The 15,821-nt window shown below is 61.8% G+C and carries 15 protein-coding genes and 1 tRNA gene; 7 read left to right on the forward strand and 9 right to left on the reverse strand.

Annotated features, from left to right (window positions below):
• Positions 1 to 9 precede the first annotated feature (9 nt).
• Positions 10 to 1,065 (forward strand): hypothetical protein, encoded by a 1,056-nt coding sequence (locus tag C0606_05060; protein PLX37656.1) that lies wholly within the window; start codon positions 10 to 12, stop codon positions 1,063 to 1,065.
• Here the strand turns inward: C0606_05060 and C0606_05065 are convergent.
• The 7 genes from C0606_05065 to C0606_05095 form a co-directional block, all read right to left on the reverse strand.
• The gene (locus C0606_05065; GenBank protein PLX37657.1) at positions 1,062 to 1,757 is read right to left on the reverse strand and encodes a cyclic nucleotide-binding domain-containing protein; all 696 of its coding nucleotides are present in this window, start codon (positions 1,755 to 1,757) and stop codon (positions 1,062 to 1,064) included. The two genes, C0606_05060 and C0606_05065, sit on opposite strands and share 4 nt — an antisense overlap.
• 29 nt (positions 1,758 to 1,786) lie before the next feature.
• A complete protein-coding gene (locus C0606_05070; GenBank protein PLX37658.1) occupies positions 1,787 to 2,296 on the reverse strand; it encodes a peptidylprolyl isomerase in 510 nt (169 codons plus the stop codon).
• 535 nt (positions 2,297 to 2,831) lie between these two features.
• Positions 2,832 to 3,182, reverse strand: coding sequence for a hypothetical protein (locus C0606_05075; protein ID PLX37659.1), 351 nt, complete (start codon positions 3,180 to 3,182; stop codon positions 2,832 to 2,834).
• Between the two features lie 124 nt (positions 3,183 to 3,306).
• Positions 3,307 to 5,193, reverse strand: coding sequence for an adenylyl-sulfate reductase subunit alpha (aprA, locus tag C0606_05080; protein PLX37660.1), 1,887 nt, complete (start codon positions 5,191 to 5,193; stop codon positions 3,307 to 3,309).
• Positions 5,193 to 5,672, reverse strand: coding sequence for an adenylyl-sulfate reductase subunit beta (aprB, locus tag C0606_05085; GenBank protein ID PLX37661.1), 480 nt, complete (start codon positions 5,670 to 5,672; stop codon positions 5,193 to 5,195). The genes aprA and aprB overlap by 1 nt, the downstream gene beginning before the upstream one ends.
• A 43-nt stretch (positions 5,673 to 5,715) precedes the next feature.
• Positions 5,716 to 6,558, reverse strand: a complete 843-nt coding sequence (locus tag C0606_05090; GenBank protein ID PLX37662.1) for an adenylyl-sulfate reductase — start codon at positions 6,556 to 6,558, stop codon at positions 5,716 to 5,718.
• Between the two features lie 1,243 nt (positions 6,559 to 7,801).
• A tRNA-Leu gene (locus tag C0606_05095) sits at positions 7,802 to 7,888 on the reverse strand.
• Between the two features lie 199 nt (positions 7,889 to 8,087).
• Here C0606_05095 and C0606_05100 point away from each other — a divergent pair.
• From C0606_05100 to C0606_05120, 5 genes are all read left to right on the forward strand, one after another.
• Entirely contained in the window at positions 8,088 to 9,062 is a 975-nt protein-coding gene (locus tag C0606_05100; protein PLX37663.1) for a complex I NDUFA9 subunit family protein, read from the forward strand.
• Positions 9,063 to 9,279: 217 nt separating this feature from the next.
• Positions 9,280 to 10,098, forward strand: coding sequence for an undecaprenyl-diphosphate phosphatase (locus C0606_05105; protein ID PLX37664.1), 819 nt, complete (start codon positions 9,280 to 9,282; stop codon positions 10,096 to 10,098).
• Between the two features lie 132 nt (positions 10,099 to 10,230).
• Complete coding sequence (locus C0606_05110) at positions 10,231 to 10,923, forward strand: glutathione S-transferase (protein PLX37665.1); 693 nt, start codon at positions 10,231 to 10,233, stop codon at positions 10,921 to 10,923.
• A 491-nt stretch (positions 10,924 to 11,414) separates the two neighbouring features.
• Positions 11,415 to 12,593, forward strand: coding sequence for a tRNA epoxyqueuosine(34) reductase QueG (queG, locus tag C0606_05115; protein PLX37666.1), 1,179 nt, complete (start codon positions 11,415 to 11,417; stop codon positions 12,591 to 12,593).
• 27 nt (positions 12,594 to 12,620) lie between these two features.
• The gene (locus C0606_05120) at positions 12,621 to 13,526 is read left to right on the forward strand and encodes an NAD(P)-dependent oxidoreductase (GenBank protein ID PLX37667.1); all 906 of its coding nucleotides are present in this window, start codon (positions 12,621 to 12,623) and stop codon (positions 13,524 to 13,526) included.
• Between the two features lie 41 nt (positions 13,527 to 13,567).
• Here C0606_05120 and C0606_05125 read toward each other — a convergent pair whose 3' ends face one another.
• Positions 13,568 to 14,257, reverse strand: coding sequence for a hypothetical protein (locus C0606_05125; GenBank protein ID PLX37668.1), 690 nt, complete (start codon positions 14,255 to 14,257; stop codon positions 13,568 to 13,570).
• A gap of 161 nt (positions 14,258 to 14,418) precedes the next feature.
• Here C0606_05125 and C0606_05130 point away from each other — a divergent pair, with 161 nt between their 5' ends.
• Complete coding sequence (locus C0606_05130) at positions 14,419 to 14,679, forward strand: hypothetical protein (protein PLX37669.1); 261 nt, start codon at positions 14,419 to 14,421, stop codon at positions 14,677 to 14,679.
• 20 nt (positions 14,680 to 14,699) lie between these two features.
• On the opposite strand, the gene C0606_05135 is transcribed toward C0606_05130, so the two are convergent.
• Positions 14,700 to 15,695, reverse strand: a complete 996-nt coding sequence (locus C0606_05135) for an aldo/keto reductase (GenBank protein ID PLX37670.1) — start codon at positions 15,693 to 15,695, stop codon at positions 14,700 to 14,702.
• Positions 15,696 to 15,821: the final 126 nt, after the last annotated feature.

The following is a 15,821-nucleotide window of genomic DNA, read 5'->3' on the forward strand; positions in this document are numbered from 1 at the left end:
TCACCGCTCATGTCGACGAAGCGATTTCCGGACGCCCCGCGGGCTCCGAAACCGGTCGGGCCGCCGCTCACGACACTGTTTAGCGACAGTCGGGGCAGAAAAGCCTTCCTGCGCTACTGGCTGCTTGATCCGCTTCTCGGCGGCATCGGTCTTGCCATGCATTTCCTGTTTCGGCTGGTGCTGCCGAAGACTGCGTCGAAGTTCGGTGCGTTCGGAGGCCGCGTTGTGCGCAAGCTGATCGAAGACGACGATATCGAGGCCTATTTCAAGCGCGTCTTCCTGCGGATCGATCCCGAGCTCGACCACGACCCGGCGCGCCTTGCCGCAATCTCCACAGAATGGTGGCAATCGGTCGGCCGCACCTATGCCGACTACTCCCATGTCGACCGGCTCTACGACCGTGGCCTGGTGGCGGTCGAGGGGCGCGAACATCTCGAGGCAGCGCGCGCCAGCGGCCGCCCGTTGATCTTCGTTTCGGTCCATCTCGGCAATTTCGAACTGCTCGGAGATCTGCTGCTGGTCGGCAAGCTCGGCGTTCATGGCCTCGGCATCTACCAGCCGCAACCGAACCGTTTCGAGAACAAGGTGCTCGACATCGTTCGCCGCCGTTATGATGGCGTCTGTCTGCCGCCCGGCCAGGCGTCAGCGGTCTATCTGATGCGCCACATTCATGACGGCGAGAATGCGCTCATCTTTATCGACGACGTGGCCGACAACCAGATCCATCTGCCGCTGTTCGGGCGTCCGGTGCCGACCCGTTCCAACGCGGTAAAAGCCGTGAAACTGGCGCTTTCCGTGGATGGCCTGCTGGTTCCCGTCCACAATCTGCGGGAGAACGACGGCCGGTTCCGGGTAACGTTCGGAACGGCGATCGAGCCGCTCGACGGCGCCAGCCGAAGCGAGCGAATCGAGCGGACGATCCGCTGGTTCTCCGACTATTTCGAACCGCTGGTGCGCGCGCACCCCGAGCAATGGTTCATGGCCCATTCGGTGCGTTTCCGCGCCGGCGACCGCGAATGCGAAATCTCAGCCCGTGCGGGCGCCTCGCATAGCGCACCCGTCTAGGCCCGCGAGCCGTTTTCCTTCAGCGAGGCATTGGAACGCACCAGCTTGTCGCCGATCGCCCGCGCGATGCTGTTCTCGATGACACGGCCAATCTCGGGACGGTTGGCGACCATATCGCGTAGATGCTGCGCCTCGATCATCCAGAAACGCGCCGGCTTCGAGACGATGACAGTCGCGTTTGCCGGCGTCCCTTCCAGCACGGTGATTTCGCCAATCAGGCTGCCGGGCTCGCAGGTCGCAACCGGCACCTCGCCGGCCAGCACCGTGGCGCGTCCGTCGGCGAGATAGGCAAGGTGCTCAACCGGGGCTCCCTCGCGGGTCAGCACGGTTCCCTCGTCGGCATGCAGCCAGACGCCGGCATCGAGCAGGCGGCGCCGGTCGGCAGGGCGCAGATCCGGGAAACGGGTAGCCATGAAGGCGCCCTCCTCGTCGGAAAAGCGTGCCGAGCGGTTCTTGTGCCAGGTGATGAGAAGCTGGACGACATTGACGACGACGAGCAGCGTGTCCCAGAAGACGCCGACGGGATCATTCAGCCAGACCGCGTCGTAGGTGATGGCGAAGAGCGCAGAAAGAATGACGAACAGGCGCAGCAACACCATCCGCCGCATCAGCATCGAAACGACGAGAAGAATATAGGTCAGATGGCCAACGAGGCCGCCGAGCGAAAACGCCGATTCCAGAGTCAGTTCCATGAAACCCGCCCTTGCCGGGACAGTGCCGGTCAGACCGGAATGGTGCGGGTGCCGCCGAGATCCGGTTCCTTGCGGATCGGGCCGCCGGCCTCGATCTCTTCCTCGGTCGCGTCGCGGACGGTGAGGATGGTGAGCGCGAAGATCACCTCGCGGCCGCACAGCGGATTGTTGCCATCGACGGTGAGCGTCGTCTCGTCAATGCGGGTGACGAGGAAACTGCGGGTTTCGCCGCGATCGTTCTCCATCAGGATACTGGTGCCGACTTCACGGTATTCCTCGGGCACGTTCTCGAGGAGATCGGTGAACACCAGCGACTCGTCACGCGGGCCATAGATCTCGTTGCAGTCGATCGGCACCTCGATGACCTCACCGGCGGAGCGACCGGTCAGCTGCGCATGAACTGCGGGCGCGAGGATCTCGTTGTGGCCGTGCACGTAGCCGAGCGGGAACTCCACGGAGGTGAGCACATGACCGGTCTTGCTGTCGGTGATCGTGTAGGTGAGTTCGACCAGCTTGCTGTCCTGGATCGTTTCGGCCATTTCCAACTCCGATCTGTCGGGCGTTTCGTCTGCAAGGCAAAACCGGCGCAACGTGTCGCCGTGCCGGACGGTTATTCAAAGCATGCTGTGTTTAATCAGAAACACGCACCATGCCTTGTTCGATTGGGTAACGCGTTTTCTTATCCGAAAAGTCTGTCAACTTTGCGGGAAAGAGCGTCAGGCGAATGCCTATTAAACACGAAGAGGGCCCGCATCAAGGGGCCCTCAGCGTATCGCCGTATCAGGTATTGCGGCCGCGCGATCCGAAATGCCGCGCGGCGACAAGGTCACGGCTTTTTCGGCGTCTCGTAGGGGACTTCTTTCTGCATCGGCTCCCAGATGGTCTCGTAGCCGACATAACCCTTCTCGTTCGGCTCCATCTGACGGGTCGTCAGAAAGCGCGACTTGCCTTCAGGAACCTTGGCCTTGGGATCTACCTTCGCCATGTCTCACCTCTTGCTTGCGTTCTTGCTTCGCTGCGTCATGAGGATCGGGACCGATCATCCGCACAGCCGACAATGATGGATCGGAGTGGTCAGAAGATGCTCGCGGCGAAAACACGAACTTCGCCCTCTTCGTAACCGAGGACCAGCCTGCCAAGCCACTCCCCCTCCTTCTTGGTGCTCCGTTGCCGATAGAGCACCGTCACGTGTTCACCGCGGCGGATGATGCCGAGATAGTCGTAATCCTCGGACAGATTCCGCGCCAGCTCGCTTTTCGCGAACTGATGTCCAACTTCGACCTGGTTGGCGGAGAGCGCCAGCTGGCGGGCGAAACGCTTGACGAATTCGCCGTAGCTGCCCTCGTTGGACGACTTGACGAGGTGAGCCCACAAGGGATGCGCGAGGGCCGTGATCTCGTCGTCAGTGTGGTCGATTATGTTCATTCCGTGCTTCTCTGTCGCGGCGATTTCGGCGCCTTCGGCATGGGAGACCCGCTCCCGTCAGCGCGCTCCGGACAGAAGCCCGATAGAGCTCCTGTCCGGTGTCCTTGAACTAACCCTCACCGGGTTATTCGGCAGCGGCCTTTTCTTCAGCGTCGCCGACCAGGTGGTAGCACGGAGCCTTCTCCATGGTGTACTCACCGGTCTTGGGATCGCGACGCGAAACCGTCAGCACGTGCCAGTTCTCGTCGTCGAGCTTCATGTAGTCGCCGCGGTAGTAGTAACCCGGCCAACGCGTTTCCTTGCGGAACAGCGTGTGGTGCATGACGCATTCCGACGTGCGCAGGCGATGCTTCAGTTCCCAGGCGCGCAGCAGCTCGTGAATGTCCTCGGCCGCCAGCTTCTCAAGATCCTCTTCCATGATCTTGATCTTCTTGAGGCCGATGTTCAGGAGCTTCTCGTTGGTCATGTAGTTCACACTCTGACCACCGCAGTACTCGTCCATCAGCTTCTGCAGACGGTCGAGGCCCTGACGCGGGTTGATGTAGTTCGGGTTGACGCTGCCCGCGACGATCTCGTTGCGGTACACCTTGAAGTGCTCGAGCGGCTGGTAGATCTCTTTCTTGCGACGTTCGATCTGCTCGTTGGAGACCTTGATGCCGTTCGCCTTGCCATCGTCGATGTACTGGCAGGCGGCCTTGGCGGCGAGACGACCTTCGGTGAAGGAGCCCGACGAGAAGGCGTGCGGCGTGCCGCCGACGGCGTCGCCAGCCCCGAACAGGCCTTCGATCGTCATCATGCGGTTGTAGCCCCAGAAGTACTCCGGCGGAGACACGTCTTCCGGACCACTGGCCCAGCCGCCGCAACCGGTCGCGTGCGAACCCATGACATAGGGCTCGGACGTGGTCAGTTCCGGGTTCTCGTTCTTCGGATCGACGTCGGTGGCGGCCCACAGGACGGCCTGGCCGACGGTCATGCCGAGGAAGTTTTCCCAGCCCACTTCTTCCAGATGCGGGTCCTGGAACGAATGCATGGTGACCATGTGGATCGGGCCACGGCCGGCATTCACTTCGCTGATGAAGGCATGGTTACGCAGGCAGGTCGGGATCGGGCGATGCGTCAGGTGCGACGCTTCGGGATCCAGATATTCCTTGCCGACCATCTTCTGCAGTTCCGGGAACCACTTGGATTCGTATTCCTCGCCGTAGCCGTTCTGCGTGTAGGTCTTGAGGTGCAGGAAGTACGCACCGACCGGGCCGTAGCCGTCCTTGAAGCGAGCCAGAACGATACGGTTTTCCATCTGCGTCATCTTGGCGCCGGCATCGATCATGAGACCGTAAGCGGAACCCGACGACCACGGCGCGTACCAGACGCGGCCCGCGCCCTCACCGACCGAACGCGGCTTGAAGATGTTCGAGGCACCACCGGCGCCGCAGATCACGGTCTTGGACTTGAAGACGTGATAGTCGCCCGTGCGCACGTTGAAGCCAACGGCACCGGCGATGCGGTTTTCCTTGGCATCGTCGAGCAGCAGGTGGGTGACGCAGATGCGGTTGAACACCTTGTCGGCCGACTTCTTGGCGGCTTCCGACACGATCGGCTTGTAGGACTCGCCGTGGATCATGATCTGCCAGCGACCTTCACGCATATACGTGCCGGTTTCCGGGTTGCGCATGATCGGCAGGCCCCACTCCTCGAACTGGTGGACGGTCGAGTCGACGTGGCGCGCCATATCGAACGCCAGGTCTTCACGAACCATGCCCATCAGGTCGATGCGGGCGTAGCGCACATGGTCTTCCGGGTTGTTCTCGCCCCAGCGGGTGCCCATGTAGCAGTTGATGGCGTAAAGGCCCTGCGCGACCGCACCGGAGCGGTCCATGTTGGCCTTTTCGGCAATGACGATTTTCTTGTCCTGACCCCAGAACCTGGCTTCCCAGGCCGCGCCGGTGCCACCGAGGCCCGCGCCGACGACCAGGATGTCGATGTCGTCTTCGATGATTGTTTTGTAAGTCATCAGTAATACACGCCCGCTTTCATCGTCAGCCCATTGGATTCGAGGGTGTGCAAGCCACCCTCATCCAGGCGGATATACTTCGGTTCGTTGTACAGCAGCTGGCTGTCACGCATTTCCTTCGACGGCGCCGGCACGTCCTTGAGCTGCGGGATAGCCTTGCCCCACGGCTTGGTCGTGATCGGGGAGAGGAAGTTCTTCTCCGTGCCGTTGCGGAACTTGATCCGCCAGGCGATCGTGCCCTTTTCCTCGTCGCGGACGACGCGGACGCTGTGCCCGAGCGGCGCGAAGTCGGCATAGCCGCGCACGTCGATGGCGTGGTGCGGGCAGGCCTTCACGCAGGAGAAGCACTCCCAGCACATGTTGGGCTCGATGTTGTATGCACGCCGATAGGTCTTGTCGATGTGCATGATGTCCGAGGGACAGATGTCGACGCAGTGTCCGCAGCCGTCACATCTCGTCATATAGACGAAAGTTGGCATACTTCGGCTCCTTCTCAGTTCGCAAGAATCTTATCGGTTGTGACTAGTAGTGACGCGGTGCTTCGCGCTTGATTCCAAGGCCCATATCCATCGGCGCATCCACCAGGAGCGACATGGAATGACGGGCACGCTGCTCCGGATCGTCGCGGGTCAGGACCGGCAGGTTCTCGGCGGAACCGTCGGCCTTGGTGACGCGCTTCTGGAAGGCGGCAGCCGGCTTGAAGAACATATGCGCGAACTTCGACCACAGGACCGTTCCGAACAGCACCGTGCTGGCGACGATGAACAGGGCGAGGAACAGGATCTCCCAGACACCGGCGTCAACCGACTGCATGAACGACCAGATCAGACCGAAGGTCGCGGTCGCCAGCAGCGACAGGATGAAGATGTCGGCGCGGCACAGCTTGTACCACGGCTTGCCCTCGGCCGACACGTCGACGCGGATGGCGAACCAGAACCAGTAGCCGCCGAAGCACAGCGACAGGGCGCCGAGATGCCACAGCAGCGGCCAGATGGCCGGGGTCGAAGCGTCCGCACCACCGTACACGAATACCATGATCACGGTGGTCACGATGAAGAGGATGAACCCGTACATGGTGAAGAGGTGAGAAATCCGGCGACGCACATTGGCGAATTCGGAGGAGGTCATAACCTCGCCGAGGCCGGTCTTGACCGCCATGGCCACCATTTCGCCCGAACCGACGTTGCGGACGGCGTTCTTCTTCGACTTCTTCCAGTTCTCGGAGAAATACTTACCGCTCGCCTTGTGCATGACGTCGAGCGCCGTACCACCCACGACCAGGATCGCCATGGCGATCACATAGATCTGCTGGATGGTGGACGGGATGAGCTCCGAAAGCTCGGAGAAGGGATTGATCGTGAACATCAAACTTGATCTCCTGTCTAATTACGCTGCCGATTGCCGCCGTGGTCGCGCCTAAAACGCGTTATCGAATGCATAGCAGAACCGTCCTTGACGGAAACAAGTCGATTTGCCGCGGAGCAAAGGTTTGGAAAAGGATTGCCGAAAGGCTTGTTTCGCTTCTTCACAGGAATAGCGTGGGGCGGAAACCCCTACAAAATCAGCCCCGTAAGATACGAACTCCAAGCATAAACGCCTCTCCCCCTTTACCTGTACAACAGGTCCATTTTTTTTCTTCACCAGATACATTACCGAGTTTGCATGTAACAAACTTTTTTGGTGAGTTCAAACGAAAACCGGGGTGGTTTCGCGGCGCTCTACCCCACGTCAACTATATTATTCCGAGCCGCTAATATACGATGATTTTGCATGACTTTATTTGTGCTGCACACCTTGCGGCGCCCGCAAACAAACGCACGGGCCCTGCCGACAAATTGATCATACCTATTTTCGAACAAGATTCACAGTTTCATACATTCGAATGTGGCAAACACTGACGCCTGCCCGCGGACTCTGCCAAACAAAAATTTGGATATGCTTGAATTCTACTGTTCTCAAGACTTCCGCGCCAATTGAACCGAACGGCGGCAAACGCGCTCCGCGACGGCTGCCGAACCGACCCTCGACGGCACATGGAGACGTCCGGCTCCGGCTGTCCCCGGAGCCACGGCGGATTCCGTTTGTGGCGGAAAAAGGGCTGCAAGAGCATTCGGTTATCGCGAAGGCCCAGGCCGTTGCGGGATGCTGCTTGCTGCGCCCCGCAAGGTGCCGGAGCTGCGGTTTTCGCCCCCCCGTGCAGCCGCGCGACCCCGGCGGCATTGCATGTGGCGGCCAGCCATAGGGCGGCAGCATCTTTTTGGTCGTACGCTGTTAGTCGTAGTCTATTCGTCTAAGAGGCATCTTCGCTGACCTTTGCGAGGCCATGCCGGCGAGAGGCGCGACACGTATCGCAGGCGCGCGGAGGGATGGGGCTTACTCTCTTGCCGAAGCGTCCGCGCACGAGGGCCGCGGTTCGTCTCATATATGAGCCGACGAAAGAAACGGGCTGACGCGGCACCGACGCCGCCGCTCTGCAACGATGCCCCGGACGACATCGGCGCGCCCTGGCTCACCGGACATCAGCCGGCCGCCAAAACGAAAAAAGGCCCGGAAAACCGGACCTTCTTCGGATGTTTCGGACCTTGGTAGATTGTCTGAAACCGGAATATGGTGCCCAGGAGAGGACTCGAACCTCCACGCCCTTTCGAGCACTAGCACCTGAAGCTAGCGCGTCTACCAATTCCGCCACCTGGGCAATGGCCGAGACGTTTACGGCTGCAAAAGCGGCTTGTCAATCACTCAATCGGTGTTCCTGCCGCATTCTTTTCTCCACCGCGCCCGATGACCTGTACAGGCACGCGGCGAGGGGTTAAGAACGCTCAACGGCGGTCGTTCGTCCCCGCGGGTTCGGGCGTCTGCGGCCGCGTCCTCCCTATCCCACGGAGCTCTTCGTCATGGCGCATCCTCAAGACGGCAAGCTGGTCACCATTTTCGGCGGTTCGGGTTTCGTCGGGCGGCACATCGTGCGCGCGCTGGCGCGGCGCGGCTGGCGCATTCGCGCCGCGGTCCGCCGTCCCGACCTTGCGCAGCATCTGCAGCCGCTCGGCGCGGTCGGTCAGATCATGCCGGTGCAGGCCAATCTGCGCGACCGGGCCTCGATCGAGCGGGCGCTTGCCGGGTCGGACGCGGTGATCAACGCGGTCGGCATTCTCGCCGAGGGCGGCAAGCAGCGCTTCATGTCGGTGCACGCGCAGGGCGCGCGCGACGTTGCCGAAGCCGCCAAGGCCGCCGGCGTCAAAACGCTGGTGCAGATCTCGGCGATCGGCGCGGATGCCGAGTCGCCGGCGCTCTACGGCCGCTCGAAGGCGAAGGGCGAAGAGAGCGTGTTCGCCGCCTTCCCGGAAGCCGTGATCCTGCGCCCGTCGATCATCTTCGGTCCCGAGGACGACTTCTTCAACCGGTTCGGCGCCATGGCGCAGATGTCGCCGGTTCTGCCGCTGGTTGGCGGCGAGACGAAGTTCCAGCCGGTCTTCGTCGGCGACGTCGCCGAAGCGGCCGCGCTTGCGGTTGAGGGCAAGACGGACGCCGGCGCGATCTACGAACTCGGCGGGCCGGAAGTGCGCAGCTTCCGTTCCTGCATCGAGCAGATGCTGGAAGTCATCGATCGCAAGCGGCTGATCGTCGATCTGCCGCTCGGCCTCGCCCGTTTCCAGGCACGTTTCCTGCAGCTTCTGCCGAAGGCGCCGCTGACCGTCGATCAGGTCGACATGCTGGGCCGCGACAACGTGGTTTCCGAGGCGGCGATTGCCGACAGGCGCACGCTGGACGGGCTCGGTATCGCCGGCACGACCATGGCGGCCGTTCTGCCGACCTATCTGCAGCGGTTCCGTCCGCAGGGCCAGTTCACCCGCGGCCAGACAGTGGCGTGATGGGCGCCTGACGGGCGCCGCCCGGTATTTGCCGCAATTGCCGGCAATGAACGCCGCAGGCCAGTAGCGTGACTTCAAGATCGAGCGCTCGCGCCCACCCGCGCGGGCGTTTGTTTTGCCGAATTAACGATCCGTTAAGCGTCCGGTGGAATGACCGGTATGCGGGGCCTTTCTTCGTGGCCATATGGCCGCATCCGAATCGGGACAAGGAAACCGAATGTCCATCGAGCAGATCGTTGTGCTGGCCATCGTGCAGGGGCTTACCGAATTCCTGCCGATCTCCTCTTCCGGGCATCTGATCCTGATCCCCGCCTTCACCGGCTGGCCGGATCAGGGCATCGTCACCGATGTGATGGTCCATATCGGCTCGCTGCTCGCGATCCTCGTCTATTTCTGGCGCGACGTCTTCGCGCTGATCGGCGGCACCCGCGACATGATCCTCGGCCGCTGGACGCCGGCGGCGAAGATGGCGCTCTATATTCTGCTGGCGACCTTCCCCGCACTCGGCTTCGGTCTCGCGCTCAAGCTGAGCGGCCTGCTCGACCAGATCCGCGGCGTCGAGATCGTCGCCTGGAACGCGGTGATTTTCGCGATCCTGATGTATTTCGCCGACCGCTTCGGCCCGCGCATCAAGACCATGGCGGAGATGAAGCTCGGCCCTGCGATGATCATCGGTTTCGCACAGGCGCTCGCGCTTATCCCCGGCACCAGCCGCTCCGGCATCACGATGACGGCCGCGCGCGCGCTCGGGTTCCGACGCGACGAGGCGGCGCGGTTCTCGTTCCTGCTCGGCGTGCCGGCGATCACGGCGGCAGGCGCCCTGACGGCGCTCGAAGTGGTCGAGAAGGGCGAGAGCATTCCGCTCGACGCCGTCTATGCGGCCGGGCTGACGTTTCTTTCGGCGATGGCGGCCATCGCCTTCCTGATGGCGCTCGTGAAGCGCATCAGCTTCGTGCCGTTCGTGCTCTACCGGCTGGCGCTTGCGGCCGTCCTGTTCGCCTTCATGTATGGCTGGCTGCCGGGCGTGCAGGGCTAGGTCCGCGCCCAAAGCCGTTGAGAAGCGGCATGAGCCGGTCTATTAGAAACACCTGCCGCGGCCACAACTGCTGATCGGCGGCGGGCAAATCGGGTTTTCGGCTTCAGCGCCGCGATGTGATGACAGTCTGAAATGTTCACGCTCTATCATCATCCGTTTTCCTCCACTTCGCGCTTCGTCCGCCTCGCGCTGGCCGAGTACAACATCAATGCCGAGTTCACGGTCGAGAAGACCTGGGAGCGGCGCAGCGAGTTCCTCCACCTCAACCCGGCCGGCACGGTGCCCGTCGCGGTCGAAAACCACGGGCCGGCGCTCGTTGGCGGCATGGTTCTTATGGAGTATCTCGACGAGACACGCGGCTACGCCGTCGGCGAAAAGCGGCTGATGCCGGATCATCCGGAAAAGCGCGCCGAAATGCGCCGGCTGGTGTCGTGGTTCCTCGACAAGATGGAAAGCGAAGTCACCGAGCCGCTGGTGTTCGAGAAGATCGTCAAACAGGAGATGCCGGCAGCGCTCGGCGGCGGGGCGCCGGAATCCTCGGTGCTGCGTGCCGCGCGCGCCAATATCCGCCCGCATCTGCGCTATATCGGCTATCTGGCGCAGCAACGGAACTGGCTGGCCGGCGACCGGCTGACCTTCGCCGACCTTGCCGCTGCCGCCTCGCTCTCCTGCGCCGACTATCTCGGCGAGGTGCCGTGGGACGAGGATGCCCATGCCAAGGCATGGTACGCGCGCATCAAGTCGCGGCCGAGCTTCCGCCCGCTTCTGACCGAGACCGTGCGCGGCATGCCGCCCTCGCGCACCTACATCGATCTGGATTTTTAGATCGGTTTAGACGGCGCGCCGACTTTCCCTTTCCTCTCCGACGTCATGCCGGACGTGGATACCGGCATCCAATGGCAAACGCCCCATTTAAAAGCTGTTGAGAGTGGGCGTGGCGGTTGCCACGAACAGAACCGGCCTACCGTGCCGAGATGGTCAAGGGACCCCGCGTCAAGCGCGGGGTGACGGAGAGTGCGTGGGGGGTGTGCGGTGCTCAGGCGTTTCCCTTTTCCCTTACGTCATCCTCCGGCTTGACCGGAGGATCGCTCTCCAAACGGATGACGTTCTTGAGTACATACCGCCTTTCCAATCCCCTCCCTCAGTTCGCCAGTATCGCGCTTGTTGCTACCCGATCCTCCGGTCAAGCCGGAGGATGACGACAGTGAGAAGTGGCTGGGGTGACGGTGAGAGGGTTGAGCACACGCAGTACGCTCGGCCGTGAGCAAAAAAGCTCCATCTGGATTTCTAGGTCCTATCCCCGTACATCTGCGGCGATGAGCCCGACCCCTGCCACGCCCGCGAAAGACCTTGCCGCGCTGAAAGAGCGCCTGCGGGAAAAGGCGCGCGCCTACGGCTTCGATCTGTGTCGTGTGACCAGCGCCGAGGCGATCCCGAAAGCCGGCGACGCGCTCGACGCCTTCGTCGCCGCCGGCCATCACGGCAGCATGGAATGGATGGCGACCACCGCCGACCGCCGCCGGGCGCCACAAGCGTTGTGGCCGCAAGCGCGCTCGGTGATCGTGCTGGCGATGAATTACGGGCCCGAGGAAGACCCGCGCGCATTGCTCGACGAACCGTCGCTCGGCGCGATCTCGGTCTATGCCCGCCACCGCGACTACCACGACATCATCAAGGGGCGGCTAAAGCAGATCGCCGGCTGGCTGGTCAGCGAGCTTTCCTGCGATCTGAAAGTGTTCGTCGACACCGCGCCGGTAATGGAAAAGCCTCTCGCCGCAGCGGCCGGCATGGGCTGGCAGGGCAAGCACACCAATCTGGTGTCGCGCGAGTTCGGCTCGTGGCTGTTCCTGTCGGAGATCTTCCTCGACGTCGAGCTGCCGGCGGACGAGGCGGAGACCGATCACTGTGGCCAGTGCCGCGCCTGCCTCGATGCCTGCCCGACCGCTGCCTTCCCCGCGCCCTACCGACTCGATGCGCGGCGCTGCATATCCTATCTCACCATCGAGCTGAAAGGCCCGATCCCGCGCGATCTGCGCCCGCTGATCGGCAACCGTATCTATGGCTGCGACGACTGTCTCGCCGCCTGTCCGTGGAACAAGTTCGCGCAGGCCGCACGCGAGGCGAAGCTCATCGCCCGTGACGATCTCAAGCGCCCGGCGCTTGTCGACCTCGCCGCGCTCGATGACGCGGCCTTCCGCGCCCATTTCTCCGGCTCGCCGGTGAAGCGCATCGGCCGCGACCGCTTCCTGCGCAACGTGCTGATCGCGCTCGGCAACGCGGCCGGATCGGCCGAGGCGGCGACTTGCCTTGCCGCCGCCCTGCCCCATCTCGATGACGACAATGCGCTGGTGCGCGGTGCGGCGATTTGGGCGGTGTCACGTCTTGCGGACGAAACGCAGTTCCGCCACCTTGCCGACGCGCGCGCGGATCGCGAGACCGACCCGGACGCGAAAGACGAATGGGCCGCCGGCCTTGCTGGTTTGGCCGATGAATAAGAAGAAGAAGTGGGAGACCCTGACGCCATGACCGACGACCGGCTGTTCATTTTCGGCTACGGCAATTCCTCGCGCGCGGTGAACGAACGGATCGGTTCCCGCTTCGCCGCCGTTTGCGGCACGACGCGCAGCGCAGACAAGGCCGAGCGCATCAAGGCGGACAGCGTCACGCCCTACATCTTCGACGGCAGCGAACCCGGCGCCGGCATCGACGAGGAACTGGCGCGGGCGACCCATGTGCTGATCTCGATCCCGCCCGATGCGGACGGCGACCCCGTGTTGCGCCAGCATGGCGCGGCGCTCAAAGCCTCCAAATCGCTGAAATGGGTCTGCTACCTCTCGACCATCGGCGTCTATGGCGACCACGAAGGCGCTCTGATCGACGAGACCGCCGAATGCCGGCCGGTGAGCGCGCGCTCCAAGCGCCGCGTGTCGGCCGAAGCCGAGTGGATGGCGCTTGGGGAAGAAGCGGGCGTGCCGGTCGCGGTGATGCGCCTTGCCGGCATCTACGGGCCGGGCCACAACGTCATGACGCGGCTTGAAAAGGGCACTGCCCGGCGGCTGGTGAAGCCGGGCCAGGTGTTCAACCGCATCCATCTCGCCGACATCGCGGCGATGGTCGACGGCGCGTCGAGCCGGCTGCTTGGCGGCATCTATAACGGCGCCGACGACGAAGCCGCGCCGCCGCAGGACGTGCTGGTCTATGGCGCGGAATTGATGGGCATCGCGCCGCCGCCGGAAGAGCCGTTCGATGAAGCCGAACTGACGCCGATGGCGCGCACCTTCTACGGCGAGACCAAGATCGTCAGCAATGAGAAGGCGAAAAGCGAACTCGGCTGGGTGCCGGTCTATCCGAGCTACCGCGAAGGGCTTGCCGCGATGTGGCAGGACGGCAGCTGGAACGCCAAGAACACCAGCGACAAGAAGCGATAAGAGCCGCAAATGGTGAAAGCAGATGAGTGATTAAATAGCATTTATGCTTTCTCTGACAATTTATTCTGCGCCTTTTTCAGTTCTTTTCTTTTTAAATCCATTATAGCATATACTTTTTCAAATATTTTACCTCTAATGATATCAAAATTTTGTATTTTATTATCGAACTCAGGCGTCCTCAATTCATAATATTCTGGACGGTAAAAAGCCTCTAATCTTACATACTCTATTTCATTACTAGTTATTTCTGTAATGCTCGAAAAAATACTCTCTCCTGGAAAGAGATATGCGGCATATGTTTCTAGTTCAATAAAAATATCCTCACTTTTCGCAATATCCAAGTCAAACATTTTGCGTGCTGAGGCGCTCTGATGCCTACCCTCATCCGAGAGGATTTCATTAAAGTTGATCGCCTCAATCGAAAAATTCTCTGCCTCTTTCTCAATTTTCCTCAGAACGAATTCCAATTTAACGAAGGTGTCGATTTGCGAGTATTTTTCTTTGATAATTGCCAATTGGATAGTTTTCCAAACAGGCCTCGCCGCCACCCAAGCGGCAACAAGCGCAAGCAGTCCTGCAGGCGCCCCGAGCCATCCCCTCAGGCAACTCCAGCCGTGTTCTCCCTCGGCACAGAACGGCGCCATGTCACCTGAAATCGAGCCGAGGAAAAACCCAAGCGCGGCGAAGGCAATCGCGATCACACCAATGAAAAAAGGATCATTGAGTTTCATTTCGCCATATTAGGCGAGTCGGCGCTTTTCATGCACGCATAGATTTATCGGCGAGTGGTCTGCCGACAATCGAGTGGGCATTCTCCCCCTCCCCTATCGGTCAGCAGCAATCCGCCCTACACTGCGCCGGGAACGTTCGAAACCGGAACAGGGGATTTTCCATGACGCTCAAATCACTGGCGGACGATGCCGTGCGGCGAATCAACGCCGCCATTTCGACCCAGCTCAGCGATGCGGAACGGATCACGGTATCGAGGATCGTCGAACAAGCGCTGATCGACGCGGTCAACGACGTCACCCAGCGCTATCGGGATACGACAAAAAGCTATTTCGGTGAGGACGCCGACAAGGCGCACAAGCTCGCCGAGGAGATCAAGCGCGCGAAGGCGGCACTGATCTCCAATCTGGATGGGTTGAGATAATACCCGTCGGACGCAAAGGATTACGCCGCGAATTCCTCGGTGTCGATCTCGGTCTGGGTCTTGGCGTTGTAGCGCGGACCGATCACGGTCTTTTCATTGATCAGCGCGTCGAGGCGGGCGACGGTTGCCGCGTCGAGGTCGATCGCGTCGGCGGCCGCGTTTTCGGCCAGATGGGCGCGATTGGCGGTGCCGGGGATCGGCAGGATGTCGTCGCCCTTGGCCAGCGTCCAGGCGAGCGCGAGCTGCGCCATCGTGCAGCCGACCTCGTCGGCAATCGTCTTGTACTCGTCGAGCAGGCGCAGATTGGCCGCGTAGGTGTCGGGTGCGAAACGCGGCATCGAGCGGCGCAGGTCCTTCTCGGCCAGCGTCGAGACATCGCGCAGCACGCCGCCGAGAAAGGCGCGCGCGAGCGGGCTGAACGCCACCAGGGCGGTGCCGAGTTCACGGCAGGCGTCGAGCACAGCAATCTCCGGATTGCGCGTCCACAGCGAGTATTCCGACTGCAGCGCCGCGATCGGGTGGACCGCGTGCGCCTTCTTCAGCGTCGCGGCCGAGACCTCGGAAAGGCCGATCGCCTTGATCTTGCCCTCACTGACGAGATCGGCGAGCGCGCCGACGGCGTCCTCGATCGGCGTCTTCATGTCCCAGCGGTGCAGGTAGTAGAGATCGATGGCGTCGGTCTTGAGGTTCTGCAGGCTCGTCTCGCAGGTTTCCCGGATCTTGGCGGGATCGTTGTTGATCTCGCGTTGGCCGGCGGCGTTCTTGATGATGCCGCACTTGCTGGCGAGGAAATATTCGTCGCGACGGTCGGCCAGCGTCTCGCCGATCAGCTGCTCGCTCAAGCCGAAGCCATAGAGATAGGCTGTGTCGAGATGGGTGTAGCCGAGGTCGAGCGCGTCGCGCAGCAACTGCTGGGCCTCTTCCTTCGGCGGCGGCGAACCATAGGCGTGCGCAACGTTCATGCAGCCAAGCCCGATTGCCGAAACCGTTGCCGTTCCCAGTTTACGCTGCCGCATGTCCGCTCTCCTCGATTGCTCTTGTCACTCTCAAAACAGACGGCGACAGGGTTATGACGCCTGCCGCCGGAAGATTCGCCGCGTGCACCGGATCAGGCACGCGCGGCATCTATGTGTAGCCGTTCG

This window comes from Hyphomicrobiales bacterium (assembly GCA_002869065.1).
GTDB lineage: Bacteria > Pseudomonadota > Alphaproteobacteria > Rhizobiales > Rhodobiaceae > Rhodobium.

Excerpts from the sequence above, each read along its gene's own strand:
- C0606_05060 (PLX37656.1), top strand. The coding sequence starts at position 10 with ATGTCGACGAAGCGATTTCCGGACGCCCCGCGGGCTCCGAAACCGGTC.
- C0606_05065 (PLX37657.1), bottom strand. The coding sequence starts at position 1,757 with ATGGAACTGACTCTGGAATCGGCGTTTTCGCTCGGCGGCCTCGTTGGC.
- C0606_05070 (PLX37658.1), bottom strand. The coding sequence starts at position 2,296 with ATGGCCGAAACGATCCAGGACAGCAAGCTGGTCGAACTCACCTACACG.
- C0606_05075 (PLX37659.1), bottom strand. The coding sequence starts at position 3,182 with ATGAACATAATCGACCACACTGACGACGAGATCACGGCCCTCGCGCAT.
- aprA (PLX37660.1), bottom strand. The coding sequence starts at position 5,193 with ATGACTTACAAAACAATCATCGAAGACGACATCGACATCCTGGTCGTC.
- aprB (PLX37661.1), bottom strand. The coding sequence starts at position 5,672 with ATGCCAACTTTCGTCTATATGACGAGATGTGACGGCTGCGGACACTGC.
- C0606_05090 (PLX37662.1), bottom strand. The coding sequence starts at position 6,558 with ATGTTCACGATCAATCCCTTCTCCGAGCTTTCGGAGCTCATCCCGTCC.
- C0606_05100 (PLX37663.1), top strand. The coding sequence starts at position 8,088 with ATGGCGCATCCTCAAGACGGCAAGCTGGTCACCATTTTCGGCGGTTCG.
- C0606_05105 (PLX37664.1), top strand. The coding sequence starts at position 9,280 with ATGTCCATCGAGCAGATCGTTGTGCTGGCCATCGTGCAGGGGCTTACC.
- C0606_05110 (PLX37665.1), top strand. The coding sequence starts at position 10,231 with ATGTTCACGCTCTATCATCATCCGTTTTCCTCCACTTCGCGCTTCGTC.
- queG (PLX37666.1), top strand. The coding sequence starts at position 11,415 with ATGAGCCCGACCCCTGCCACGCCCGCGAAAGACCTTGCCGCGCTGAAA.
- C0606_05120 (PLX37667.1), top strand. The coding sequence starts at position 12,621 with ATGACCGACGACCGGCTGTTCATTTTCGGCTACGGCAATTCCTCGCGC.
- C0606_05125 (PLX37668.1), bottom strand. The coding sequence starts at position 14,257 with ATGAAACTCAATGATCCTTTTTTCATTGGTGTGATCGCGATTGCCTTC.
- C0606_05130 (PLX37669.1), top strand. The coding sequence starts at position 14,419 with ATGACGCTCAAATCACTGGCGGACGATGCCGTGCGGCGAATCAACGCC.
- C0606_05135 (PLX37670.1), bottom strand. The coding sequence starts at position 15,695 with ATGCGGCAGCGTAAACTGGGAACGGCAACGGTTTCGGCAATCGGGCTT.